Here is a 23786-nt window from a genome sequence, read left to right on the forward strand (position 1 = left end):
GTGGTATCTGCGGGTAATCAGCGCCGCAGAAACAATCCGGCGTAACACCGATCTCAACTGGCAAGTCCGGGCTCGGTGTCACGCTCCACTGACGGTGCGCGACCTGCATTATCGCATTGTCAGCGCATTCCGTCGACCTTTTCCCCGAACTCCCAGCGGCGCTCCGAAAGGACCGTCGCGGATGCTCACGGGCCGCTTCTTTCTGTGCGGCCACTGCCGTTCGCAGGTAACGATCTGCCGCAGCTGCGACCGGGGACAGCGCTACTGCGGCCAGGACTGCGCCCGTGCTGCCCGCCGCGAGAGTGTGCGCGAGGCGGGGCGACGTTATCAGCGCAGCCGCCGTGGACGCCTGGCTCATGCGGTCCGGGCCCGACGATATCGGGCTCGGCACAATAAAGTGACGCATCATTCTCCACCTGCATCTCCTGCCGGTTCACTACTGGTCAGTCCCTCGAACGATGTCGTCGCTGCTTTTGCTGACGTCGTCGGGCGGGCGACGACATCGGTCATGCCCACGCCGTGCTGTCGGCGCTGCGACTGTCGACTGTCGCCGTTCGTTCGCACCGGCTTCGTGCGTCGCCGGGGGGCTCGTTATGCCCGTGAAGCTGACTACGCAGACGGAGAGCCCGCATCATGACCATCAGCCCCGAACTGGAAGCGCAGATCCTGCGCCTGTATCACGCCGAGAAGTGGCGCTGCGGCACCATCGCCAGGCAATTGCATGTCCATCACACGACGGTGCATCGCGTTCTGGCCCAGGCGGGATTGCCCCGGCACAAGCCGCTGCAGAGAGCCTCAATCATTGAACCGTATCTTCCATTCATTGAGCAGACGCTGGAAAAGTTCCCCTCGCTGACCGCCAGCCGCCTTTATGCGATGGTGCGCGAGCGCGGCTACCGGGGCTTGCCGACGCACTTTCGGCACCTGGTTGCCCTGCACCGTCCCCGCAAGCCGGCCGAGGCGTTCCTGCGGCTACGCACATTGCCGGGCGAGCAGGGACAGGTCGACTGGGCCCACTTCGGTCACATCGAGATCGGCAACGCCCGCCGGCCGCTCATGGCGTTCGTGATGGTGCTTTCCTACTCACGCGACATCTACCTGCGCTTCTTCCTCGACGCGCGAATGGAAAACTTCCTGCGCGGTCACGTCGGCGCGTTCAACACATGGTGCGGGCTGCCCAGGGTCCTGCTCTATGACAATCTCAAGAGTGCGGTGCTCGAGCGCCAGGGCGATGCGATCCGCTTCCATCCGACGCTGCTTGCCTTCGCCGGCTTCTATCGGTTCGAGCCACGTCCTGTCGCGGTTGCCCGGGGCAACGAAAAAGGCCGCGTCGAGCGCGCCATACGGCATATAAGGGAAGCATTCTTCATCGCCCGCAGGTTCACCGATCTCGACGATCTGAATGCCCAGGCCGAACAGTGGTGCCGCAACCAGGCAGCCGACCGGCCATGCCCCGAGGACCGGACGATGACGGTCCGCCAGGCGTTTGCGCAAGAGCAGCCACTGCTTCTGCCGCTGCCCGCCAACCCATACCCCGTCGAGGAGCAGGTCGCCGCCAAGGTTGGCAAAACGCCCTATGTGCGCTTCGACCTCAACGATTACTCGGTACCGCATGCTCATGTCCGGCGCACGCTCAGCGTGCGCGCCGATCTCGGCCTGGTCCGCGTCTTCGACGGCGCAAAGATGATCGCCAGTCACCGTCGCAGCTATGATCGTGACCAGCAGATCGAGGACCCTCAGCACCTCAAGGCTCTCGTCGCAATCAAGCGCGAGGCGCGCCAGCATCGCGGCCTCAACAGCCTGACGCGCGCCGTGCCGGCCTGCCAGACCCTGATGATCCGGGCCGCCGAGCGTGGCTCCAATATCGGTGCGATCACAAACGCGATGCTGAAACTGCTTGACCTGTACGGCGCGCAGGAACTGCAGGCCGCCGTCGAGGAAGCTTTGCACGCCGGCGCCTCCCATTCGAGGTCGGTTCGCGACGTACTGGAACGCCGCCGGGTCGCCCGTGGTGCTCCGCCGCCGGTCGAAACGAGCCTGCCCGAACACGTGCGGCGCAAGGATACGACGGTACGGCCGCATCGCCTCGACAGCTACGACCAACTGACCCTTGGAGGCAAAGATGATGAATAATCCCGACATCCTGCTCAACCGGGCCAAGGCGTTGCGCCTCAATGGCCTGATCACCCATTGGGACGAAATCGCTGACGCGGACTGGCTGGCCGCCGTCCTTCAATGGGAAGAAGAGGAGCGCTCCGACCGTTCGATGCGGCGACGCATGCGTGCCGCCAGGCTCGGCCACTTCAAGCAACTGTCCGATTATGACTGGCACTGGCCGCGCCGCATCGACCGCGCCGCCGTCGAGGATCTGATGACCCTGTCCTTCATGAACGATGCCGCCAACATCGTCTTTATCGGCCCCAACGGCGTCGGGAAATCGACACTTGCTCGCAATGTCGCTCACCAGGCGCTCATCTGCGGTCACACCGTCCTCTTCCGAACCGCCAGCGAGATGCTCGGCGAACTCGCCGCCCTCGACAGCGATGCAGCCTTGCGCCGACGGCTTCACCACTACGCCGCCGCCGACGTTCTTGCGATCGACGAGGTCGGGTATCTGTCCTACTCGAACCGTCATGCGGACCTGCTGTTCGAGCTCATCAGCCGGCGCTACGAAAAACGCTCAACCATCATCACCACCAACAGACCCTTCGCTGATTGGTCGGAGGTCTTTCCCAATGCCGCCTGCGTCGTCAGCCTCGTCGACCGCCTCATGCACCGATCCGAGGTGATCTCCATCGAAGGCGATTCCTATCGCTTCAAGGAAGCGGCCGAGCGATCAAAGGCACAGCGCGAAAAACGCACCAGCCGCTCCTCCGGCGAAAAGGTGCCCGCGGCATGAAACCAGATCCTCAACCGTCCGGCCTCAGTCGTGGAATCCACTTCCTCATCAATCCCGAATGGACACCCGAACAGGCGCTCGCTGTCTTCGAGCTCCTCAACGATCTCGCCGATAGCATCTGGTCGCACTACGGCGTCCAACTCCAGGAACTTATCCAGGAGCAGCAACGAACACCGACCAATCACAGCGATATCGAAAAAGCCCCGTCCTCGCTCTGAAGCACACATCCTCGACACTCGGCGGCCTGCGAAGGCCGCCTTTTTGTTCCGTCCACAAGCACCAAACTCTTGTCGTCGTTTAGCCGCGCTTTTGAAAAGCCATCAACACCACCAGAAAGCTCTCGATTTCTGCCGGCGATAACTGCTTTGACGGTTTTGAACTGGCCATTTGGCGACTCCGTTTTGAGGGGTTCGCCGCAACGGGAGGATTATATTTCTGATCTAGGTGGCGCTGGCAAGACCGCCTGAGGAGGGAACCTCTCTAGACTCTCACTCGCAATGGAAGCATCCTTCCCAAGGGGAGAGAGGGGCGCGTGGGTAAAGGCCAGGATCATCAACGCGGCAACCAAGCTGCTCGCTGGCGAAGACAACAGCGCGCTTTGGCTGCCCCGCGCGTGGCAATTCCGGTTTATACGCCCAAGGATTATCCTCTTATCCGAGAGCTTCCTGGCACCGACGATATGCCCGCGACCTGGAAAGAGTGGGCCGTGCTTTTCGAGGCATCGAAGAAAAAGCTCATGAATGTGCGTCCGTATGTCTACGACAACGTTCGCATCAGACCTGACCTCCTCAAAGCATGGCTGGACGCCAATTCGCTTTCAGCATCGGAGCGTTCGAGACAACTCTACGCTCAGGGACTCCTTGATGCGCGAAAAGCTCAACGAAAAGCGTTGGAACAGGAGAGGCTTGCCCGAGAAGCATCTGGGAGAATAGCTGCGAATACACCGCCGCCCCCAGACCCACCAGACTACCCGCTCTGGGTGGACAAAGTGGTAGACTTCATGCGTTCCTTGATTAGCTTTCGGAGGCAGCCCCCGTCCAGTCGGCATTGACCTCCGGAGCCACGCTGGCCGCTGTCCTGCGCCGCCGAGGCTTCCGGCGCGTCCTGGCGCTTCCCTGTGGCCAGCGCCGTTGTCTGATTGCGCCTGCAAGCTGATTGAACGCAGAAACCTCGCCGCTCCATTTGCGAAGCGGCGAGGCACCCCACCCTCGCCCCAACAGCCGGCATTGCTGACAGCGCAATTGTTGTGCCAGCGACAAATTGATCCATTACGGGACAGAAAACCGCTGCGCGCGAGCAGCCAATGCGCGTTCCTCTGCGGCGAGCCGGTACCGCAGCCACTTCGGCCGGCGATATGGGTCGAAGTATCCTCAGGCTCCTAGTCCTGGTTCGGAGCCGATAGGACCAACCGGTATGGTGCGCTAGTTGGCTATCCCGAGAGCGGCTGTTAACCGGTTGGTCGCTGGTTCGAATCCGGCCCGGGGAGCCAACATTTCCAAGCGTCTGAGAGTTTTTCGGCGGAACGGTTACCGTTTGTCGGCCGGTGTTTATGGTAACTTGGCTCGCTGCATCGTGACAGCGCGACCATTGCCGAACCGTATCCCAAAATGCGAATTTGCTGATCCGATGTTTCGCGAGGATGCCGCCATGCCCATACGCAAGATTGCGCTCTGCGCCGCAGCGATGACGGTTGCCGCTACAAGCTTTGCCAGCGCCCGGCCGGACACGCGCAAGATGACCTGCGCGCAGACCCAGGCATTGATCCAGAGCCAGCATGCAGCGGTGCTGAGCACCGGGCCGAACACCTATGATCGCTACGTCCGCCAATTCGGCAATGAGTGCGACGCGCCTTCCGTGCCGATGGTTGCCTATGTTCCAACCAGTGGCGGCCAATGCATGGTCTATCGATGCGATGAGCCCTCACCCCAAGTTCCGAACTGATCGGCGGATTCGCGGCGGGACCTCGCACAGAAGGTCCGCCAGCCTTCAGCAGAGAGACTGAAAGTATCTGCCAGCACCTCTTGCAGTGCTTGCGCGCGCACCGCCGTCGCGCGATAGATGCGTCCGTTCAGGAGGAATCATGCTCAAAATCCTGGTATCGGCACTGCTGGCCGCGGCTGCACTTTACGCAAATTGCGCCCTGGCCCTCGACACCAGCAGCACGCCTGTTGTCGTGACGCCGCTCGCGTCACGCACGACCACCGCGTCCGGCCAGCCGATCACGCTGCCGCAGAAGAACGTGCAGGTGCTGGTGTCGACCTACGATATCGCGGTGGGCGCGACCTTGCCGGTGCACCGGCACCCCTTCCCGCGCTACGCCTATGTCGAGGCCGGAACGCTGAAGGTCACCAATGTCGAGACCGGCAACAGCAACACCTACAAGACAGGCGATTTCATCATCGAAATGATCGGCCAGTGGCATCAGGCCACCAACATTGGCGATGGCCCGGTGAAGCTCCTGGTCATCGATCAGGTCGAGGAAGGCGCCAAGAATACGGAATTGCGCCAGTAGCCGCCAGGCGCCACGCTCACGCGCCGCAGGCGGAAGGCAACGCGCCGCCGCCTTCCCGCGCCGTGGCGACGGATAATCACCTGCCCCAAGCGCAAAACCCAGCGCTCAGCCCCAGGCGCCGACTATCTGCCGTGTCGTCGCATTCAGCCGGTTGAAGGCGTTGATCAGGGCGACCTGAATGACCAAGGCAGCAAGTGCCTTTTCGTCATAGTGCCGGGCGGCTTCGTCCCAGACATCGTCCGGCACGGCGTCGGGGCGGTCGGCGAGCCTCGTGCCGGCCTCGGCCAGCGCCAGGGCCGCCCGCTCGGCATCGGTGAAGTACGGCGTCTCGCGCCAAGCGGCGAGAGCAAAGATGCGCTCGTCCTTCTCGCCGGCCTTCTTCAGTTCGCGCGCATGCATGTCGACGCAGAGGCTGCAGGCATTGATCTGGCTCGCCCGCAGATGGATCAGCTTGCGCGTCGCATAAGGCACGTCGGCTGTCTCGGTCGACTTGTCCAGCGCCAGCAGCGCTTGCAGAGCGCCTGGGATGAGCATCACCGGGTTCTTGATTCTGGCTTGCATGATCTTTTCTCCTTTTGAAACGTGTTTAGCCGAGCCCGGAGGCAGCGCATCCAGGTTTGGTTCGATGGAATTTTCGGCTGCCGCGCGTCGCCAACGGCCAATCTATAACCAATAGGCTATGGGTTAACTCATAACTCTTCGGTTATAAGACTGTCAAGCCGGGAAATGCCGTCTGGTCCAAATAGCGGTGCGCCGTTCACGCTTTCGCGCCGGCCGCCCGGGTGCTAGGGCTTTTCGCAACATCATGGACTGGATCACCCTTTGACCGCACAAACCCGCCCGCCGCTGATCGAAATCTGTGTCGAAGGCATAGATGGCCTGCTCGCCGCGCAGGCGGCCGGGGCCGACCGGATCGAACTCTGCGCCAGCCTTGTCGAAGGCGGCATCACGCCGAGCCTCGGCACGGTGCGCGCGGCGCTCGACCAGGCGACCGTGCCGTTTCATGTCATGGTGCGGCCGCGCGGCGGCGATTTTCTCTACAGCGAGACCGAATACCGCTCGATGCTCGCCGATGTCGCGGCACTCCGCGAACTCGGCGTGCCCGGCGTGGTGTTCGGCTGCCTGAGCGCCGACGGCACCATCGACGAGAAGCGGATGAGCGAACTGACGGACGCCGCCGGATATCTGAATGTCACTTGCCACCGCGCCTTCGACATGACGCGCGATCCGACCGAGGCGCTGGAAGCGCTGGTCCGCTGCAAGGTCGGCCGCGTGCTGACCAGCGGCCAGCGCGACACCGCGATTGAAGGCCTGCCATTGTTGGCGGATCTGGTGCGGCAGGCCGGCGACCGCATCATCATCCTCGGTTGCGGCGGGCTCGATCTCGGCAATATCGCCGAGGTGCGCAAAGAAACCGGGCTGGCCGAAATGCATTTTGCAGCACTGAAGGACGTGCCGAGCGCCATGCGCTACCGCAATCCCAAGGTCGGCATGGGCGGCTCCGACCTCGACCGCGAGTACCGCAATACACTGACCGACACACCGCTGGTGGCGGCAACGATCGCGGCGGCCAAGGCATGACCTCTCCGATAGACCACATAGCGCAGCGCGACGAAGCGGACATATTGGCGCTTAACAACGAGCATGCCGCCGAACTGTCATGGCTCGAAGCAGAACGGCTGTCATTCCTGCTCGGCGAGGCATTCTATGCGCGACGCATCGGCGATCTCGAAGCCTTCATCATGACCTTCGACCAGGAAGCCAACTACGACAGCCCGAATTTCCTCTGGTTTTGCGAACGCTACGAACGCTTCATCTATGTCGACCGTGTCGTCGTGGCGGCGCACGCAAGGGGCCGCGCCATGCGCGCCGGCTTTATCAGGACCTGTTCGAGCATGCGGAGCGCGCTGGCCACACGCTGGTCACCTGCGAGGTCAACGCCGATCCACCCAATCCCGCCTCGGATGCGTTCCACGCTGCGCTGGGCTTCACTGAGGTCGGCGACGCGGTGATCCACGGCGGCAAGAAAGCGGTGCGTTATTACGTCAAGCAGATCGTCGCCTGATTGCTGGCCACATAAAGAAGACGCCCCTAATATAAGCGTTCCACCAAATGGAGGAACCGCGATGCCAAGCAACGTCTTCCGCTTCGACGAAAGCTGGGACATTCCCGAGGGCACGCCTCGGCAAGTGTGGGATGTGCTCTCCGATGCCGAATTGCTTCCGCTGTGGTGGGGCGATGTCTACAAGGAAGTGGTGCCGATCAACGGCAAGGGCAAGCCATCGGTCGGCTCACGGGCAAGGGCACGGGCGCGTGGCGCCCTGCCCTATGAACTGAACTTCATCATCGAGGCCGCCGAACTCGAGCCTGGCCGGCTGGTCGTGGTGAAAACCTTTGGCGACTTCGACGGGCTGTGGCGGGCCGAACTGTCGCCGTCGGGCAGCGGCACCCATGTCCAGCTGACCTGGCAGGTCACGGTCGAGCGGCCGATCCTCAAATTCCTGGCACCGCTGCTGCGGCCGGCCTTCGCCTGGAACCATCGCTGGACAACACCGCGCGGCGAAGCCGGCCTGCGGCGCTATCTGAGGCTCGGAACAACAGTGTCTCGGCGTGATAAGTCCTGAATCACCAGTTGCGGTTCAACCATTCACGCGCCGGCCGCTCGATGAGGTAGTAGCTGCAAAGCGCGCAGGCAAAGACCGCGCCAGCATCGGCCATGGGTTGCTGCCTTGCTCATAGACGAATTTGTAGAAGGGCTGCTGCCACAGATAGAGCGAGTATGACCACAGGCCCAACGTCGCCATCGGCCAGGACGACAGCAAATTGGAAAAGATTGGCATGCTGAAATCGAGCGCGTTGACGGCGAGCGCCAGCAACGGCACCGCCAGCAGATAGTGGATCGGCGTCGGCACCGGGTCGATGAACAACAGAACCGCAACCGCAGCCGCCGCCAGGGCGACATAGGGGCCCTTCAACACGGCCGGCAGCCGGCCTTCGGCCTTGAGCAGGCAGATCGAGGCGGACAGCAGGATCGAGGCGATGTGCACGTCGGTGCGCCAGTAAGTGGCCTCGTAGTCCAGCTTGAAGACCCAGTACGACACCGCGCCATTGGCCATGGCAAGCAAGGCCAGCGCCAACAGCAGCGGGATGACGCGGTTGCGGCTGGAGACGAGCGCGCTGATCAACGCCAGGATGATGTAGGCATGCTCCTCGACGCAGAGCGACCAGATATGGTCGAGCGCCCCGGCGCGGGTGACGAGAATTCCGGCGTAATTGTAGGTGAATGTCAGCGCCGTCAGTGCCGCCTTCCATTTGTAGGCGATGAACGTGCCGGAGAGCGCGACCATGGCAATGACGACGAACACCAGAAGCGCCGGGTAGATGCGCGAGAAACGGCGCTTGAAGAATTTCTTCAGCGGATAGCGTTCGATGAACAGGATTTCGCCCATCAGCCGGCCGCTGAGCACGAAGAAGAATTCGACGCCGAGCACGCCGAGATTGATTCCGGGAACCGGGAAAAAATGGCCGATCAGCACCAGGGCGATCGACAGGCCGCGCCAGCCGTCGAGATAGGCCAACCTTGTCCTGGCCGATCTGTCGACGACGGATCGGGACGGAACCATCTCGGTGGCGGAAATTTCGGACATGCCGATCCCTTCGCATTGGCATGCGAAAGGGCACGGCGGTACCTATCCGAACCCAGCTCGCATTCCCGCCCCAACCCATACTGCAGTGCAATATATGTTTGTGCAAGTGCGAGATTGCCGCCGATGCAGTTTGCAGGCGAGCCCGGACCGGAATTGCTTCAAGCAAAGGGATGGTGGGCTGCGGCGATTCCATAGGGAATTGGGCGGATACCGGCCGCCACAGACGAAAAAGGGCCCGCTAAGGGCCCTTTCCTTGTCCACAACTGCTAGCAGGCGTCAGGCGTTGGCTGCCGCCACCGCACGCTTGGCCATGACCGTGATCAGATTGGCGCGGTAGTCGGCGGAAGCGTGGATGTCGCTCATCAGGTTCTTCGCCGGCACTTTCACGCTATTGAGCGAGGCAGCGTCAAAGCTCTTGGCAAGCGCTGCCTCGATCTCCTTCGAACGGAAGACGCCGTCGTCGCCGGCGCCGGTGACGGCAACGCTGACGCCGTCCTTGCCCTTGGCCACGAACACGCCGACGATCGCGTAGCGCGAGGCCGGGTTGCGGAATTTTTCGTAGGCAGCCTTTGCCGGAGCCGTGAAGGTAACGGCCGTAATGATCTCGCCATCCTTCAATGCCGTTTCGAACAGCCCCTTGAAGAACTTGTCGGCCGATATTTCGCGCTTGTTGGTGACGATGATGGCGCCCAGTGCCAGAAGTGCCGCGGATAGTCCGCCGCCGGATCATTGTTGGCGATCGAGCCGCCGATCGTGCCCTTGTGGCGCACCGCCGGATCGCCGATCAGCGACGCCAGATGGGCAAGCGCCGGACAGGCCTTCCGCAGCTTCTCGTCGTTGGAGACGTCGAAATGTGTGGTGGCCGCGCCAATGGTGACCGTCTTGCCCGACACCTTGATGCCCTGCAGATCCTTGATGCGTGACAGGTCGACGAGATCGGAAGGGGCCGCCAGCCGCGTCTTCATGGCGGGAATGAGCGTCATGCCGCCGGAGAGCAGCTTGGCGTCGCCGCTCTTCACGAGTTTGGCGGCGTCAGCGACCGAGGCGGCACGGTGATAGTTGACTGAATACATTTGTCTTTCTCCCTTTGGGGAAAGAGCGAATAGGGGGTAGCGAATAGCGAATAGGAACCGTCCAATCGCACCGCCCTCTCCCTTCCCTATTCGCTACTCCCTATTCGCTATTCGCTGATCAATATTTCGTCGCGGCGCGGATTGCCGCCCAGACGGTGGACGGCGATGCCGGCATGGCGATGTCGGCGATGCCGATGGCGTCGGTGATGGCGTTGATGACCGCCGGCGGCGAGCCGATGGCGCCGGCCTCGCCGCAGCCCTTGATCCCCAACGGATTGCCCGGGCATGGCGTGTTCGAGGTCGAGACCTGGAACGACGGCAGGTCGCCCGCCCGCGGCATGGTGTAATCCATGTAGCTCGCCGTCAGCAGCTGTCCGCTTGCGTCATAATGGGCGCCTTCCAGCAGTGCCTGCCCGATCCCTTGCGCGATGCCGCCATGCACCTGGCCTTCGACGATCATCGGATTGATGATGTTGCCGAAATCGTCGGCCGCCACGAACTGGACGATCTCGGTGGTTCCGGTCTCCGGATCGATCTCGACCTCGCAGATGTAGCAGCCCGCCGGAAAGGTGAAGTTTGACGGATCGTAGAAGGCCGTTTCCTTCAGCCCGGGCTCCATCCCTGCCGGCAGATTGTGGGCGGTATAGGCGGCAAGCGCCACCTGGAACCACGGCACGTTCTTGTCGGTGCCGGCGACCTTCAGTGCGCCGTTCTCGATGACGATGTCACCCTCGTCGGCCTCAAGCAGGTGGGCGGCGATCTTCTTGGCCTTGGCCTCGACCTTGTCGAGCGCCTTTGATATCGCCGACATGCCGACCGCGCCCGAGCGCGAACCGTAAGTGCCCATGCCCATCTGCACCTTGTCGGTGTCGCCATGGACGATCGAAACCGAATCGATCGGCACCCCGAAACGCTCATTGACCAGCTGCGCAAAGGTCGTCTCGTGACCCTGGCCATGGCTGTGCGAGCCTGTCAGCACCTCGATCGTGCCGACGGCGTTGACCCGCACCTCAGCCGATTCCCACAAGCCGACGCCGGCGCCGAGCGAGCCGACCGCGGCCGACGGCGCGATGCCACAGGCCTCGATGTAGCAGCTCATGCCGATGCCGCGCAGCTTGCCCTGCTTTGCCGCCGCGCCTTGCGCTTGGCAAAGCCGGCATAGTCCGATGTCTTCATGGCCGCGTCGAGCGAGGCGCCATAGTCGCCGGCGTCATAATTCATGATCACCGGGGTCTGGTGCGGGAAGGAGGTGATGAAGTTCTTGCGCCGCAATTCGGCCGGCGAGACACCGAGCTCCCGTGCCGCTGCTTCCATCGTGCGTTCCAGGAGGTAGGTAGCTTCCGGCCGCCCTGCCCCGCGATAGGCATCGACGGGGGCCGTGTTGGTGTAGACGGTGCGCACATTGGCGTGGATGGCCGCAATGTCGTACTGGCCCGACAAAAGCGTCGCGTAGAGATAGGTCGGCACGCAGGACGAGAACAGCGACATATAGGCGCCGAGATTGGCGATCGTATCGACCTTCAGCCCGGTGATCCTGTTGTTCTTGTCGAAGGCCATTTCCACCGTCGAGACATGATCGCGGCCATGCGCGTCGGACAGAAAACTCTCGGTGCGGTCGGCGACCCATTTGACCGGCACGCCGGTCTTCTTCGACGCCCACAGGCAGACGATCTCTTCCGGGTAGATGTAGATCTTGGAGCCGAAGCCGCCGCCGACATCCGGCGCGATGACACGCAATTTGTTCTCCGGCGCGACATTGTAGAAGGCGCTCATCACCAGCCGTGCGACATGCGGGTTCTGCGATGTCGTCCAGCAGGTATAATGATCCTCGGCCTTGTCGTAATGGCCGAGAGCCGCGCGCGGCTCCATGGCGTTCGGCACCAGCCGGTTGTTGACGATCTTCATGCGGATGACATGCGCCGCCGCCTTGATCGCCGCATCGGTCGCCTTGGCATCGCCGATCTCCCAGTCGAAGATCAGATTGTTCTCGGCCTCGGGATGGATCTGCGGCGCGCCCTTTTCGAGCGCCTTGGTCGCGTCGACAACGGCCTTCAATTCCTTGTAGGTGATCTCGACCGCTTCGGCCGCATCGCGCGCCTGGCCCTTGGTCTCGGCCACGACGATAACGACGGCGTCACCGACATAGCGCACCTTGTCGAAGGCCAGCGGCGACCATGCGCCCATCTTCATCGGCGAACCGTCCTTGGAATGGATCATCCAGCCGCAGATGAGGTTGCCGATGCCGTCGGCCTTGAGTTCCTTGCCGGTCAGCACGCCGATGACACCGGGCATGGCTTGCGCCTTCTTGACATCGATCTTCTTGATCTGCGCATGCGCGTGCGGGCTGCGCACGAAGGCCGCATGCTTCATGCCGGGAACCACCATGTCGTCGACATAGCGGCCGGCGCCGGTGATGAATCTTTTGTCTTCCTTGCGCGCGACCCGAGCGCCAACACCTTCAATGCCCATCAGAAATTCCTCCCAGAAATAGCGAATAGTGAGTAGCGAATATCGAGTAGTGAATGATGGTGAGTTGGAGCTCGGCCAGAGAAAACTGACTATTCGCTACTCACTATTCGCTACTCGCTTCGTTCCTCATGCAGCTTGTTTCGCCTTGGCCTTGGCGGCCCCCCTTCGACATCGTCTTCGATGCAGCGAGGATCGCCTTGACGATGTTGTGGTAGCCGGTGCAGCGGCAGATGTTGCCTTCCAGCTCGGCCCGCACCGTCGCCTCGTCGAGGCCTTCGGGATGGCGGTTGATCATGTCGGTGGCCGTCATGATCATGCCTGGCGTGCAGAAGCCGCATTGCAGGCCGTGATGTTCCTTGAACGCGGCCTGCACGGGATGCAGGTCGGCGCCGTTGGCGAGACCTTCGATCGTCACGACGGTCGACCCTGAGGCCTGGACCGCGAGCATCGAGCAGGACTTGACCGCCTTGCCGTCGACATGGACGACGCAGGCCCCGCATTGCGAGGTGTCGCAGCCGACATGCGTGCCGGTCAGGCCGAGATTCTCGCGCAGGAAGTGAACCAGCAGCGTTCGATCCTCGGCAGCTCCGCTGACTCGCTTGCCGTTCACCATCAACGAAACGTCCGACATGGTCCCTCCCTGGGTATCAACCTTGGTCATCACGCTGCCGACGCGCCGCTGGCACTTCGGCCATGCGTTATTCGTACACCGCACAACGCACAAAAAACAGCGCGACGGAAAAGGCGTATCATTGTACTTTCGGTCATGGCCAAGGCCCAAAGGTGCATTCCCCTCGCCCCATTGCCAAAACGCCTATTGGAAGCAACAATATCCTTCGACGCCCGCGCGCCAGAAGCCTTGTAAAAACAGCGCATAAAAACAGCGTCGGAGGAAACGCGGGAGAACGCCGCTGACCAGTTCACGGACACGCTACGCCTGCGGCTTGTCGGCGCTGACCACGGACGAGCCCGACCCGGATGTTTTCGCACGCGCGGTAGCCAGCGAGGCCGCCGCAATCAACGCCGGCTTTGCCCTCGTGTTCTTTTCCCAGAGCCTTGTCGAGGCCGGCGCCCTGTCGCGAGCGCTCTCGGCCTACGCGCCGGGGCTCCACCATGCCGGCTGCTCCACCGCCGGCGAGATCACGCCACAAGGGCTCGAGGAAGGCCATATGCTGGCGATGCTGCTCCCCTCGGCCGCCTTTACCGCGGTCAGCGCCATGGTCGACAATTTGTCCTCGTCGGGCATGGACAGGATCACCGGCGAGGTCGAGGCCTTGCGGCGCGCGCTGCACGTCCGGGTGGGCGGGGAGCGGACCAGGAACACCTTCGCGCTCTGCTTCATCGACGGCCTGTCCTATGCCGAGGAAGCGGTCAGTTCGGCCATCCACTGGGGTCTTGACGACATACCGCTGCTCGGCGGCTCGGCCGGCGACGATTTGAAATTCGAGACGACGCGCCTGATCTCGAATGGCAGGGTCACCTCGGACAGCGCCATCATCGTGCTGATCGCCACGGAAATTCCGTTCCATGTCTTCAAGACCGACAATTTCGTTCCGACCGACGAAAAGCTGGTGGTGACAGCGTCCGACGCCGATCACCGCATCGTGCGCGAGTTCAACGCCACCAATGCTGCCGAGGAATATGCAGCTTCCGTCGGCATCATGCCGCAGACCCTGACGCCGCTGAGCTTCGCCTCGCATCCGGTGGTGGTGAAGGTGGGCGGCGAATATTACTGCCGCTCGATCCAGAGGATGCATGCGGATGGCTCGCTATCGTTCTTCTGCGCCATCGACGACGGCGTCGTGCTGTCGATCGCCCAGCCCAAGGACATGGTGGAATCGACGCGCGCGGCGCTGCGCGAGGTCGAGGACAGGCTGGGTGGCATCGACCTGATCCTCGGCTTCGACTGCGTGCTGCGCCGGCTCGATGCGCGCAACCGGCAGGTTTTTCGTGACATTTCGGAGCTCTACCGGGTCAACAATGTCGTCGGCTTCGGCACTTATGGCGAGCAATACCGGTCGATGCATTTGAACCAGACCTTCACCGGCATTGCCTTTGGCGAACGGCAAGCGGCGGAATAGGGGCCGCGGAACAACAAGATGCCGCTCAAGGACATAAACGACCTCGATAAGCTGAAGAAGATCAACGCCGCCCTGGTCAGCCGCGTCGAGCGGTCGATGGACCAGCAAGGCAATGCCTTCTCGCTGTTCCAGACCGCGATCTCGCTGGAGAACCGCGTGCGTACGCGCACCGAGGAGTTGCACTCGACGCTGCGGCGGCTGGAGCAGTCCAACATCGACCTCAGCGCCGCCAAGGAGAACGCCGAACTGGCGAACCTCTCGAAGACCAGGTTCCTAGCCGCCGCCAGCCATGACGTGCTGCAGCCGCTGAACGCGGCCCACCTGTCCGTCTCGGCGCTCGCGGAAGTGCAGACCAGCGACGAAGGTAGGAAGCTTGTCCGCCAAGTCGAGCGCTCGCTGGAAACGATGGAGGACCTGCTGCGCACGCTGCTGGATATCTCCAAGCTCGACGCCGGCGTGGTGCAGCCCGACATCGGCGACGTCAGCCTGGAAGCGCTGTTCTCATCGCTGCGCTCGGATTTCCAGCCGGTCGCGGAAATGAAGCGCCTGTCGCTGAAATTCCGGCCGGTCAATGCCGTGGTCCGCTCCGACCGGACGCTGCTGCGCCGCATCCTGCAGAACATCCTCTCCAACGCGCTGGGCTACACCCGTTCCGGCGGCGTCCTTGTCGGCACCAGGCATCGCGGCGACACGATCCGCATCGATGTCGCCGACACTGGCTGCGGCATTCCCGAGGACCAGCGCGAGGCGGTGTTCGAGGAGTTCCATCGCGGCACCTCACCGGCCAGTTCGGAACGTGACGGCAACGGTCTCGGGCTCGGGCTCGCCATCGTGCGCCGCATGGCCGGCGCGCTCGGCCACCCCGTGACCTACTCGTCGAAGGTCGGGCGCGGCACGATCTTCCACATCGATGTCCCCGTCGGTATCGGCGCGCCCGCCGACGCCATCGCCAGCGCCACCAGCCTGGAGCGGTCGCGCGGCTACGGCCTGTTCGGCACCAAGGTGCTGCTGGTCGAAAACGACATCGAGGTGCTGGAGGCCATGACCTTCCTGCTCGAACGCTGGCAGTGCCTGGTGCGGTCCGCGACTTCGACCGACGATGCAATGGACCTGCTCGGCGACACCGACTGGGTGCCCGACATCGTCATTGCCGACCAGCATCTCGACGGCGGCGATCTCGGCACCGCCACCATATCGGAAGTCCGCGACTATCTCGGCCGCGCCGTGCCGGCGCTGATCGTCACCGCCGACAGTTCCGAGGCGGTCGCCAAGGCAGCGCGGGCCGGCGGCATCGAACTGATGCGAAAACCGCTGAAACCGGCGCAACTGCGGGCGCTGTTGGCGCATTTGCTGGCTTAGGGGCTTACCCTCCCCTTGATGGGGAGGGTCGGCGCGGAGCGCCGGGGTGGGGGTGCGGCGCCAAGTTTCCCCCCCCCGCTCCGCTTCGCGGATCGACCCTCCCCACAAGGGGGAGGGTAAAGATCAAAACCCCGCCTGATCCCTGAAAAGCTCCGCATTGTCGAGCTTCGAGACCTCGATCACCGCTTGCGTGCGGCTGTAGACGTTGAGCTTGCGCAATATCTCCGACACATGCGCCTTTACCGTGGTCTCGCCGACCTGCAGCTCATAGGCGATCTGCTTGTTGAGCAGCCCCTGGCGCAGCATCTGCAGCACGCGCAGCTGCTGTGGCGTCAGCTTGGACAGGCGCTGGACCATGTCGGCGCGGTCGATGCTGTCGGCGTCGGCCGGCTGGCCTTCATAGGTTTCCGGCACATAGATCGCGCCATCCATCACCGAACGTATGGCGGCGGCCAGGTCGCTCTTGCGCGCCGATTTCGGGATGAAGCCGGCAGCGCCATAAGACAAGGCCTCGGAGATGATCCGCGGCTCCTCATACCCCGACACGATCACCACCGGCAGGCGCGGATAGCGGGTCCTGAGCTGCAGCAGCCCGTCGAAACCGTGCACGTCGGGCATTGAGAGATCGAGCAGCGCAAGGTCGAAAGGCTTGGCGTCGGCCAGCAGATCGAGCGCCTCGGCGATCGAGCGCGCCTCGACCGTGTCGACCTCCGGATAAGCCATCTGCACGGCGCTATGCAGCGCCTCGCGAAACAGCGGATGGTCGTCGATGATCAGGAACCGGGCGCGATCGTTGGGTGCTGTCATGTGGGCTCGTTCCGGTTTATCGGCCACACCATAGCCCCGCGACCATGGCCGGATTATTGGCAAATAGTCTATCGCCGGTGATAGGCCGCCGCAAAAGTGATGGGAACCCTGAATTCCTTATACAGCCCCGGCAAAGCCCGTGCTTTAAGAAAAGCGACGCCTTGCCCGGCCCCCGAAATCGGTCGAAGGTGCCGCCAGCAACCGATATGCAACGCAGAGACAGCCATGACCGCCTTCGTCCTCCCCCTCCCGCCAACGCCTTCCGTCGCCATCAGCGGGTCGGCCGAGCGCTTTGCCGTGCGGCGCATCTTCTGCGTCGGCCGCAACTATGCCGCGCATGCGCGCGAACTCGGCAATGACGAGCGCGATCCGCCCTTCTTCTTCACCAAGCCGGCCGACGCGGTGGTCGATTCCGGCGCCGTGATCCCCTACCCGCCGCTGACGGCCAATCTGCACCACGAAATCGAACTGGTGGCCGCGATCGGCAGGCCGGGTTTCCGCATTGCGCGTGATCGGGCGCTGGATCACGTCTGGGGTTATGGCGTCGGTATCGACCTCACCCGCCGCGACCTCCAGGATGAGGCCAAGAAGGCGGCGCGGCCCTGGGACTGGTCGAAAGCCTTCGACCGTTCCGCCCCTTGCGGCCCGCTGGTCTCGGCACAAAAGTCAGGCCATCCGACGAAAGGCCGCATCTGGCTCGCCGTCGACGGCAAGGTCAGGCAGGACGCCGACCTCACGGAACTGATCTGGCCAATCGCCGACATCGTCTCGATCTGTAGCGAGGGCGTCGAATTGCAGGCCGGCGACCTGATCTTCACCGGCACGCCGGCCGGCGTCGGCGCGGTCAAGCCGGGCGAGACGATGACCGGCGGCGTCGACGGCATCGGCACGATCGAAGTGACGATCGGCCAGCCGCAGGCATGAGCGACAAAGTCATGAGCGAACTCATCCTGCACAATTACTATCGTTCCTCTACCTCCTACCGGGTGCGCATCGCGCTGGAGATGAAGGGGCTGAGCTATGACTATGTCCCGCATCATCTGCGCCACGGCGACCATCTGGAACCATCCTACCTCGCGGTCAATCCGCAGGGGCTGGTGCCGGCATTGGTGCTTAACGACGGCACGCTTTTGACGCAGTCGCTGGCGATCATCGAATATCTCGACGAGATCCAGCCCGCGCCGCCGCTGCTGCCGAAGGACGCACTTGGCCGGGCGCGCGTGAGAATGCTGGCGCAAATGATCGCCTGCGACATCCACCCGGTGAACAATCTGCGCGTGCTGACCTCGCTGCGCACTTTGTTCGGCGCCGGCGACCAGGACATCACCAACTGGTTCCGCCACTGGGTGAACGAAGGTTTTCAGCCGCTTGAAAAGATCCTGGCGTCCTCGCCGCAGACCGGAACATTCTGCCATGGCGATGCGCCGGGGCTCGCCGACATCTGCCTGGCGGCGCAAATCACCAGCAACGCCCGGTTCGGCGTCGACCTGACGCCCTACCCGACCATCACCCGCATCAACGCCGCCTGCATGGCGCTGCCGGCCTTCAAGAAGGCAGCGCCACAGAACCAGATCGACGCGGAGTAAATCTTCATCGGCCCACGCGCAGCGTCAGCGCCCAGAACAGCAACGCCATAAGGCCGATGCCGGCGCCCAGCATACAGACGCCGCTCCAGCCTATCGCGCCATAGATCATGGTCGAGGCGATGGAGCCGAGCGCGCTGCCGAGCGAATAGAAAATCATGTAGCCGCCAACCAGCCGGCTGCGCGCATCCGGCCGGCGCGCGAAGATCAGGCTTTGGTTGGTGACGTGGACCGCCTGGATCGCCAGATCCAGCATGACGATGCCGGCGACGAGCAGCCACAGCGACAGGCCCATGAAGGCAATCGGCAGCCAGGCTGCCGTCATCAGCAACAGGCTGAGCCCAGTGAGCAGTTGGCCGCGCCCGCGATCGACAAGGCCGCCCGTCCAGCGTGCGCCGACAGCGCCGGCGACGCCGGCTAGGCCAAACAGCCCGATCTCGGTGTGCGAGAGGGAAAATGGCGCAGCGCCGAGCGGCAGCACCAGCGGCGCCCACAGCACGTTGAAGGTGGCGAAGATCAGCATGGCGAGCACGGCGCGCACGCGCAGCAGCGGCTCCTGCACGAACAGCAGCACCACCGAGCCCAAAAGGCGCTGATAGGATGTGCGTGGCCGATCCGCGTCTTGGCGCGGCAGGATGAGGAAGAGAACCACAGCCATGCCAAGCGTCAGCGCCGCCGAGATCAGATAGACCCAGCGCCAGCCGGCGAAGTCGGCGACGACACCGGCGACGAAGCGGGCAAGCAGGATGCCAAGGATGACGCCGCTGGTGACGGTGCCGACCGCCCGCCCCCGTTCCAACGGCACGGCGAGATCGGCGGCATAAGCCACCAGCACCTGCACCACCACGGCAAGCAGCCCGACGACAGCGAGGCTTGCCAGCAGCGCCGCAGCGTTCGGCGCGATCCCGACCGCGATCAGCGCCACGGCGGAAAGTACTGCTTGCCCGGCGATCAGCTTGCGCCGGTCGAACAAATCGCCAAGCGGCACGATGAAGAACAGGCCGAGCGCGTAGCCGATCTGCGTGACCGTCACCACGATGCCGACCGAGGCTGGCGCGATGGCAAAATCATGCGCCATGGCGTCGAGCAGCGGATGGGCGAAATAGACATTGGCGACGCTCAGGCCACAGGCAATGGCGAAGACCAACGCCGTCATTGCCGACAGTCCCGGTGGTGACGCCGGCATGACCTGCGGCAGCCCGTCGGACCGCTCCGCACTTGCTATTGCGCTGTTCACCACCTGCACATTCATGTCGCTCTCAGCAAAAGGTTTCAAGTTGAAACCGCTTGCTGGATAGACAGAACAGTTTTATGTTGCAACCGGAATGATTGATCTGGACCAACGATTGCCATGGTGAAACGAACGAGCCACCACGAAGCGGGTTGCCTGATCGCGCGGCCGCTGGACGCGATCGGCGACTGGTGGTCGCTGCTCATCGTGCGCGACGCCTTCGACGGGCTGCGTCGCTTCGGCGAGTTCCAGAAGAGCCTCGGCGTCGCCAAGAACATCCTGTCGGCGCGGCTGCGCAATCTGGTCGCGCACGGCATACTGGAAACGGTTCCCGCACCCGACGGCAGCGCGCACCACGAATATGTGCTGACGCAAAAGGGACGCGGCCTGTTCTATGTCCTGGTTGCCTTGCGGCAGTGGGGCGAGACCTATTTCTCCGGACCGGGCGAGCCCTACACTTTCATGGTCGACACGCAGAGCGGCCGGCCGATCAGGCGCCTGGAAGTGCATGCCGAGGACGGGCGGCTGCTTGTCCCTGGCGACACAAGGCTCGCCGATTTCCGCAACCGGGAAAACAGCTGACCGCCCTGGGCTGGTTCGGCCTGGCGGAATCGATTTCTCCTTGACCCGACAGGGAATCGGCTATCGTTTCGGGTAGCGCATACCGTCCTAGGGTGGAGTTAAAGATGAAAGCCGTCGTCTTCGAGAAATTCGGCGAAGCGCCGACGATCCAGACCGTTCCCGATCCGAAGCCGGCTGCCGATGGCGTCGTCATCAAGGTCGAGGCGACGGGGCTTTGCCGCAGCGACTGGCATGGCTGGATGGGCCATGATGACGGCATCACCTTGCCGCACGTCCCGGGACATGAGCTGGCCGGCGTTGTCGTCGCCGCCGGCAAGCAGGTCAGCCGCTGGAAGGCCGGCGACCGCGTGACAGTACCGTTTGCCGTCGGCTGCGGCCGCTGCTTCGAATGCACCTCGGGCAACCACCACGTCTGCGAGCACCAGACGCAGCCGGGCTTCACCGGCTGGGGGTCCTTCGCGGAATATGTCGGCATCGAGCATGCCGACACCAATCTGGTGCGCCTGCCGGAAGAAATGGAATTCGCCACCGCCGCCAGCCTCGGCTGCCGCTTCGTCACCTCGTTTCGCGCCATCGTCGACCAGGGCCGGGTCAAGCCCGGCGAATGGGTGGCGGTGCATGGCTGCGGCGGCGTCGGCCTGTCGGCGATCATGATCGCCAGCGCCATGGGCGCGAATGTGATTGCCATCGACCTCACCAACGAGAAGCTGGAATTCGCCAGAAAGATCGGCGCCGTCGCCACCATCAATGCGTCCACGACGCCGAATGTGGTCAAGGCGGTCAAGCAGATCACCAATGGCGGCGCGCATATGTCGATGGACGCGCTCGGCCACCCCATCACCTCGTTCAACTCGATCGCCAATCTGCGCCGGCGCGGCCGCCATGTGCAGGTCGGCCTGATGCTGGGCGAACATGCCCGCCCGCAAGTGCCGATGGACAAGGTGATCGCCTTCGAGCTCGAGATCCTCGGCAGCCACGGCATGCAGGCCTATCGCTACCAGGCGATGATGGACATGATCCGCAACGGCAAGCTCAAGCCCGAATTGCTGGTCGGCAAGAAGATCAGCCTCGACGAGGCGCCCGCCGCGCTGATGGCGATGGGCGGTTTCGAGGGCATCGGCATTGGGGTGGTGACGAAGTTTTAGGGCGGGAGTCTACCGCGCAAACTTCTTCGCGCCGAACACGCACGCCACCACACCGAGCGTAACCACCACCATCAGCGGGCTGACCTGCTCATGCAGCAATGTCGCCGCGAGCGCCAGGCCGAAGAAGGGCTGCAGCAATTGCAGTTGGCCGACCGCGGCAATGCCGCCTTGCGCCAGGCCGCGATACCAGAAGACGAAGCCGATCAGCATGCTGAACAGCGAGACATAGGCGAGACCGATCCAGGCGTGGGAGCCGACAGCGGCAAAGGATACCGGCAGCGTCGCAAACGTCAGCACCAGCATGATCGGCAGCGACAGCGTCAGCGCCCAGCAGATCACTTGCCAGCCGCCGAGCCTGCGCGACAGCGCGGCGCCTTCGGCATAGCCAAGGCCGCAGACGATGACGGCGGCGAGCATCAGGCCATCGCCGACCGGCGAGGCGGTCACGCCCTGCGTCAGCGCGAAACCCGCGACGAGCGCGCTGCCGATGCACGAAAACAGCCAGAATGCCGGACGAGGACGATCGCCGCCACGCAGCACGCCGAAGATCGCCGTCGCCAACGGCAACAGGCCGATGAAGATGATGGAATGGGCAGAGGTGACGTGCTTGAGCGCCAAGGCGGTCAGCAGGGGAAAGCCGACGACCACGCCCAGCGCCACGATCACCAGCGACACGAGGTCGCCGCGCTGCGGACGTTTCTCCCGGAACAGGACCAGCATTGCCAGGCCAAGCAGTCCGGCAATCGCGGCCCGGGCCGATGTCACGAAGGTCGGGGCGAAATCCATCACCGCCACGCGCGTCGCCGGCAGCGAGCCTGAGAAGATCAACACGCCGATAAATCCGTTCAGCCAGCCGCTCGCAGTCTTGTCCATTCCAGGCTCCATGTCTTTCGCCCTCTATCGGGCAGATGCCATGGTGCAGCCAGAGACAATGGGGTACAATTCAGCGAAACTGTAATGGATGATTGAGCAGTACGGATGACGGACTTCGCTTTGGAAAAGGACGATGTGCGGACCTTGGGCGCCCCCACCCTCGTCGAAAGCGTCATGGCGACCATTCGCCAGCGGATCGCCGCGCGCAGCCTGACACCGGGCGCCCGGCTGCCCTCCATCCGCGCCTTCGCCCAATCCATGCAAGTGTCGAAATCCACCGTGGTCGAAGCCTATGAGCGGCTCGCCGCCGAAGGCACGATCCGCTCCCGGCCGGGTTCAGGCTTCTATGCCGCCGGCTCGCTGGCGCCGTTGTCGCTGGCCGAGATCGGTCCCCGGCTCGACCGTGCCGTCGATCCGCTCTGGGTCTCGCGCCAGTCGCTGGATGCCGGCGACGAGACCCTGAAACCCGGCTGTGGCTGGCTGCCGGCCTCCTGGATGCCGCAAGCCGGCCTGCGCCGCGCACTGCGCACGGTGGCGCGCGCCGATGATGTCGCGCTTGCCGATTACGGCACGCCGCTTGGCCTGCCGCCGCTGCGGCAGTTGCTGGCGCGGCGCATGGCCGGGCACGGCATCGAAGTTTCGCCCGAACAGATCATGCTGACGGAATCGGGCACGCAGGCCATTGACCTGTTGTGCCGGTTCCTGATCGAACCCGGTGACACCGTGCTGGTCGACGACCCCTGCTATTTCAATTTCCACGCTTTGCTGCGCGCCCACCGCGCCAAGGTCGTCAGCGTTCCCTACACGCCATCGGGGCCAGATATCGACCTGTTCGCGCAGGCGCTCGCCGAGCACCGGCCGCGCCTCTACATCACCAATTCCGCCATCCACAATCCGACCGGAGCGATCCTGTCGCCGGTCACCGCGCATCGTTTGCTCAAGCTCGCCGACCAGTCGGACCTGACCATCGTCGAGGACGACATTTTCGCCGATTTCGAACATGCCCCTGCACCGAGGCTTGCGGCTTTCGACGGCCTCAACCGCGTCGTCCAGATCGGCAGTTTCTCCAAGACGCTTTCGGCCTCGGTGCGCTGCGGTTTCATCGCCGCACCGCGCGACTGGATCGAGGGCCTGACCGACCTCAAGATCGCCACCACCTTCGGCGGCGGAAGGCTGGCCGCCGAACTGGTATTGATGCTGCTGAAGGACGGCAGCTACCGCAAACATATGGATCTGCTGCGCGCCAAACTCGCGCGTGCCATGGTCCAGACCGCCACCCGGCTGAAGGCGATCGGCATCACGCCGTGGATCGACCAGCCGGCCGGCCTGTTCCTGTGGTGCAGATTACCCGACGGCATCGACGCGGCCGAAGTCGCACGCTGGGCGCTTGGCGACAATGTCGTGCTGGCACCCGGCAATGCGTTCAGCCTGTCCCAGACGGCCAGCCGTTTCCTGCGCTTCAACGTCGCCCAATGCGAAGACGAGCGGATTTTCAAGGTGCTTGAGGCGGCGATGGCGCGCTGAT

Annotated in this window: 21 protein-coding genes and 3 pseudogenes; 16 read left to right on the forward strand and 8 right to left on the reverse strand. The window is 63.4% G+C overall.

All coding sequences use genetic code 11. The features are described 5' to 3' along the window. Positions 1-633: 633 nt before the first annotated feature. The 6 genes from istA to HB778_RS34240 all read left to right on the forward strand — a co-directional run bounded on the left by istA (position 634) and on the right by HB778_RS34240 (position 5411). Entirely contained in the window at positions 634-2133 is a 1500-nt protein-coding gene (gene istA / locus HB778_RS34215) for an IS21 family transposase (protein ID WP_183459433.1), read from the forward strand. Next, entirely contained in the window at positions 2123-2899 is a 777-nt protein-coding gene (gene istB, locus HB778_RS34220) for an IS21-like element helper ATPase IstB (RefSeq protein WP_210308052.1), read from the forward strand. Before istA ends, istB begins: the two co-directional genes overlap by 11 nt. After that, the gene (locus HB778_RS34225) at positions 2896-3117 is read left to right on the forward strand and encodes a hypothetical protein (RefSeq protein ID WP_183459435.1); all 222 of its coding nucleotides are present in this window, start codon (positions 2896-2898) and stop codon (positions 3115-3117) included. The genes istB and HB778_RS34225 overlap by 4 nt, the downstream gene beginning before the upstream one ends. 314 nt (positions 3118-3431) lie before the next feature. Next, entirely contained in the window at positions 3432-3950 is a 519-nt protein-coding gene (locus HB778_RS34230) for a hypothetical protein (protein WP_183460293.1), read from the forward strand. 596 nt (positions 3951-4546) lie between these two features. Then, a complete protein-coding gene (locus HB778_RS34235) occupies positions 4547-4840 on the forward strand; it encodes a hypothetical protein (protein ID WP_183460295.1) in 294 nt (97 codons plus the stop codon). 139 nt (positions 4841-4979) lie between these two features. Next, entirely contained in the window at positions 4980-5411 is a 432-nt protein-coding gene (locus HB778_RS34240; protein ID WP_183460297.1) for a cupin domain-containing protein, read from the forward strand. A gap of 105 nt (positions 5412-5516) precedes the next feature. Here the strand turns inward: HB778_RS34240 and HB778_RS34245 are convergent, their stop codons facing one another. Further along, positions 5517-5972 (reverse strand): carboxymuconolactone decarboxylase family protein, encoded by a 456-nt coding sequence (locus HB778_RS34245; RefSeq protein WP_183460299.1) that lies wholly within the window; start codon positions 5970-5972, stop codon positions 5517-5519. Between the two features lie 261 nt (positions 5973-6233). On the opposite strand from HB778_RS34245, the gene HB778_RS34250 reads away from it, so the two are divergent. From HB778_RS34250 to HB778_RS34260, 3 genes and pseudogenes are all read left to right on the forward strand, one after another. Next, on the forward strand, positions 6234-6992 hold the full coding sequence (locus tag HB778_RS34250) for a copper homeostasis protein CutC (protein ID WP_183460301.1): 759 nt from the start codon (positions 6234-6236) through the stop codon (positions 6990-6992). Then, positions 6989-7476 (forward strand): annotated as a pseudogene (locus HB778_RS34255) (GNAT family N-acetyltransferase). Before HB778_RS34250 ends, HB778_RS34255 begins: the two are co-directional and overlap by 4 nt. Positions 7477-7537: 61 nt before the next feature. Continuing rightward, positions 7538-8035, forward strand: coding sequence for an SRPBCC family protein (locus HB778_RS34260; RefSeq protein WP_183460303.1), 498 nt, complete (start codon positions 7538-7540; stop codon positions 8033-8035). 15 nt (positions 8036-8050) lie between these two features. Here HB778_RS34260 and HB778_RS34265 read toward each other — a convergent pair whose 3' ends face one another. From HB778_RS34265 to HB778_RS34280, 4 genes and pseudogenes are all read right to left on the reverse strand, one after another. Next, positions 8051-9058: an acyltransferase family protein gene (locus HB778_RS34265; RefSeq protein ID WP_244661742.1), complete on the reverse strand. Its 1008-nt coding sequence runs from the start codon at positions 9056-9058 to the stop codon at positions 8051-8053. A 276-nt stretch (positions 9059-9334) separates the two neighbouring features. Beyond that, a pseudogene (locus tag HB778_RS34270) lies at positions 9335-10131 on the reverse strand (FAD binding domain-containing protein). A gap of 118 nt (positions 10132-10249) precedes the next feature. Then, positions 10250-12600 (reverse strand): annotated as a pseudogene (locus HB778_RS34275) (xanthine dehydrogenase family protein molybdopterin-binding subunit). Positions 12601-12703: 103 nt separating this feature from the next. After that, positions 12704-13231 (reverse strand): (2Fe-2S)-binding protein, encoded by a 528-nt coding sequence (locus HB778_RS34280; RefSeq protein WP_244661743.1) that lies wholly within the window; start codon positions 13229-13231, stop codon positions 12704-12706. Positions 13232-13544: 313 nt separating this feature from the next. On the opposite strand from HB778_RS34280, the gene HB778_RS34285 reads away from it, so the two are divergent. Both HB778_RS34285 and HB778_RS34290 read left to right on the forward strand, forming a co-directional pair. Continuing rightward, positions 13545-14681, forward strand: a complete 1137-nt coding sequence (locus tag HB778_RS34285; protein ID WP_183460305.1) for an FIST signal transduction protein — start codon at positions 13545-13547, stop codon at positions 14679-14681. 18 nt (positions 14682-14699) lie between these two features. Continuing rightward, positions 14700-16040 carry a hybrid sensor histidine kinase/response regulator gene (locus tag HB778_RS34290; protein ID WP_183460307.1) on the forward strand — a complete coding sequence of 447 codons (1341 nt, stop codon included), beginning with the start codon at positions 14700-14702 and terminating at the stop codon, positions 16038-16040. A gap of 123 nt (positions 16041-16163) precedes the next feature. Here HB778_RS34290 and HB778_RS34295 read toward each other — a convergent pair whose 3' ends face one another. Continuing rightward, positions 16164-16847 carry a response regulator gene (locus HB778_RS34295; RefSeq protein WP_183460309.1) on the reverse strand — a complete coding sequence of 228 codons (684 nt, stop codon included), beginning with the start codon at positions 16845-16847 and terminating at the stop codon, positions 16164-16166. Positions 16848-17072: 225 nt separating this feature from the next. Between HB778_RS34295 and HB778_RS34300 the strand changes: the two genes are divergently transcribed. Next, a complete protein-coding gene (locus HB778_RS34300) occupies positions 17073-17771 on the forward strand; it encodes a fumarylacetoacetate hydrolase family protein (protein ID WP_183460311.1) in 699 nt (232 codons plus the stop codon). Between the two features lie 11 nt (positions 17772-17782). Further along, a complete protein-coding gene (gene maiA / locus HB778_RS34305; protein ID WP_183465316.1) occupies positions 17783-18433 on the forward strand; it encodes a maleylacetoacetate isomerase in 651 nt (216 codons plus the stop codon). 4 nt (positions 18434-18437) lie between these two features. Here the strand turns inward: maiA and HB778_RS34310 are convergent, their stop codons facing one another. Next, positions 18438-19682 carry an MFS transporter gene (locus HB778_RS34310; protein WP_183460313.1) on the reverse strand — a complete coding sequence of 415 codons (1245 nt, stop codon included), beginning with the start codon at positions 19680-19682 and terminating at the stop codon, positions 18438-18440. A gap of 99 nt (positions 19683-19781) precedes the next feature. On the opposite strand from HB778_RS34310, the gene HB778_RS34315 reads away from it, so the two are divergent. Both HB778_RS34315 and HB778_RS34320 read left to right on the forward strand, forming a co-directional pair. Continuing rightward, positions 19782-20243 carry a winged helix-turn-helix transcriptional regulator gene (locus HB778_RS34315; RefSeq protein ID WP_183460315.1) on the forward strand — a complete coding sequence of 154 codons (462 nt, stop codon included), beginning with the start codon at positions 19782-19784 and terminating at the stop codon, positions 20241-20243. A 104-nt stretch (positions 20244-20347) separates the two neighbouring features. Next, the gene (locus HB778_RS34320) at positions 20348-21388 is read left to right on the forward strand and encodes a zinc-dependent alcohol dehydrogenase family protein (RefSeq protein ID WP_183460317.1); all 1041 of its coding nucleotides are present in this window, start codon (positions 20348-20350) and stop codon (positions 21386-21388) included. Positions 21389-21397: 9 nt separating this feature from the next. On the opposite strand, the gene HB778_RS34325 is transcribed toward HB778_RS34320, so the two are convergent. Further along, on the reverse strand, positions 21398-22261 hold the full coding sequence (locus tag HB778_RS34325) for a DMT family transporter (protein ID WP_183460319.1): 864 nt from the start codon (positions 22259-22261) through the stop codon (positions 21398-21400). A gap of 105 nt (positions 22262-22366) precedes the next feature. Here HB778_RS34325 and HB778_RS34330 point away from each other — a divergent pair, with 105 nt between their 5' ends. After that, positions 22367-23785, forward strand: coding sequence for a PLP-dependent aminotransferase family protein (locus HB778_RS34330; protein ID WP_183460321.1), 1419 nt, complete (start codon positions 22367-22369; stop codon positions 23783-23785). The last annotated feature ends 1 nt before the right edge of the window (position 23786 follow it).

Origin of the sequence: Mesorhizobium huakuii (assembly GCF_014189455.1) — a bacterium.
Classification (GTDB): Bacteria; Pseudomonadota; Alphaproteobacteria; order Rhizobiales; family Rhizobiaceae; genus Mesorhizobium; species Mesorhizobium huakuii_A.

What these genes read in the sequence shown, in the direction of transcription:
- istA (WP_183459433.1), top strand. Translation starts at nt 634, where the DNA reads ATGACCATCAGCCCCGAACTGGAAGCGCAGATCCTGCGCCTGTATCAC.
- istB (WP_210308052.1), top strand. Translation starts at nt 2,123, where the DNA reads ATGATGAATAATCCCGACATCCTGCTCAACCGGGCCAAGGCGTTGCGC.
- HB778_RS34225 (WP_183459435.1), top strand. Translation starts at nt 2,896, where the DNA reads ATGAAACCAGATCCTCAACCGTCCGGCCTCAGTCGTGGAATCCACTTC.
- HB778_RS34235 (WP_183460295.1), top strand. Translation starts at nt 4,547, where the DNA reads ATGCCCATACGCAAGATTGCGCTCTGCGCCGCAGCGATGACGGTTGCC.
- HB778_RS34240 (WP_183460297.1), top strand. Translation starts at nt 4,980, where the DNA reads ATGCTCAAAATCCTGGTATCGGCACTGCTGGCCGCGGCTGCACTTTAC.
- HB778_RS34245 (WP_183460299.1), bottom strand. Translation starts at nt 5,972, where the DNA reads ATGCAAGCCAGAATCAAGAACCCGGTGATGCTCATCCCAGGCGCTCTG.
- HB778_RS34260 (WP_183460303.1), top strand. Translation starts at nt 7,538, where the DNA reads ATGCCAAGCAACGTCTTCCGCTTCGACGAAAGCTGGGACATTCCCGAG.
- HB778_RS34265 (WP_244661742.1), bottom strand. Translation starts at nt 9,058, where the DNA reads ATGTCCGAAATTTCCGCCACCGAGATGGTTCCGTCCCGATCCGTCGTC.
- HB778_RS34280 (WP_244661743.1), bottom strand. Translation starts at nt 13,231, where the DNA reads ATGTCGGACGTTTCGTTGATGGTGAACGGCAAGCGAGTCAGCGGAGCT.
- HB778_RS34290 (WP_183460307.1), top strand. Translation starts at nt 14,700, where the DNA reads ATGCCGCTCAAGGACATAAACGACCTCGATAAGCTGAAGAAGATCAAC.
- HB778_RS34295 (WP_183460309.1), bottom strand. Translation starts at nt 16,847, where the DNA reads ATGACAGCACCCAACGATCGCGCCCGGTTCCTGATCATCGACGACCAT.
- HB778_RS34300 (WP_183460311.1), top strand. Translation starts at nt 17,073, where the DNA reads ATGACCGCCTTCGTCCTCCCCCTCCCGCCAACGCCTTCCGTCGCCATC.
- maiA (WP_183465316.1), top strand. Translation starts at nt 17,783, where the DNA reads ATGAGCGAACTCATCCTGCACAATTACTATCGTTCCTCTACCTCCTAC.
- HB778_RS34310 (WP_183460313.1), bottom strand. Translation starts at nt 19,682, where the DNA reads ATGAATGTGCAGGTGGTGAACAGCGCAATAGCAAGTGCGGAGCGGTCC.
- HB778_RS34315 (WP_183460315.1), top strand. Translation starts at nt 19,782, where the DNA reads ATGGTGAAACGAACGAGCCACCACGAAGCGGGTTGCCTGATCGCGCGG.
- HB778_RS34320 (WP_183460317.1), top strand. Translation starts at nt 20,348, where the DNA reads ATGAAAGCCGTCGTCTTCGAGAAATTCGGCGAAGCGCCGACGATCCAG.
- HB778_RS34325 (WP_183460319.1), bottom strand. Translation starts at nt 22,261, where the DNA reads ATGGACAAGACTGCGAGCGGCTGGCTGAACGGATTTATCGGCGTGTTG.
- HB778_RS34330 (WP_183460321.1), top strand. Translation starts at nt 22,367, where the DNA reads ATGACGGACTTCGCTTTGGAAAAGGACGATGTGCGGACCTTGGGCGCC.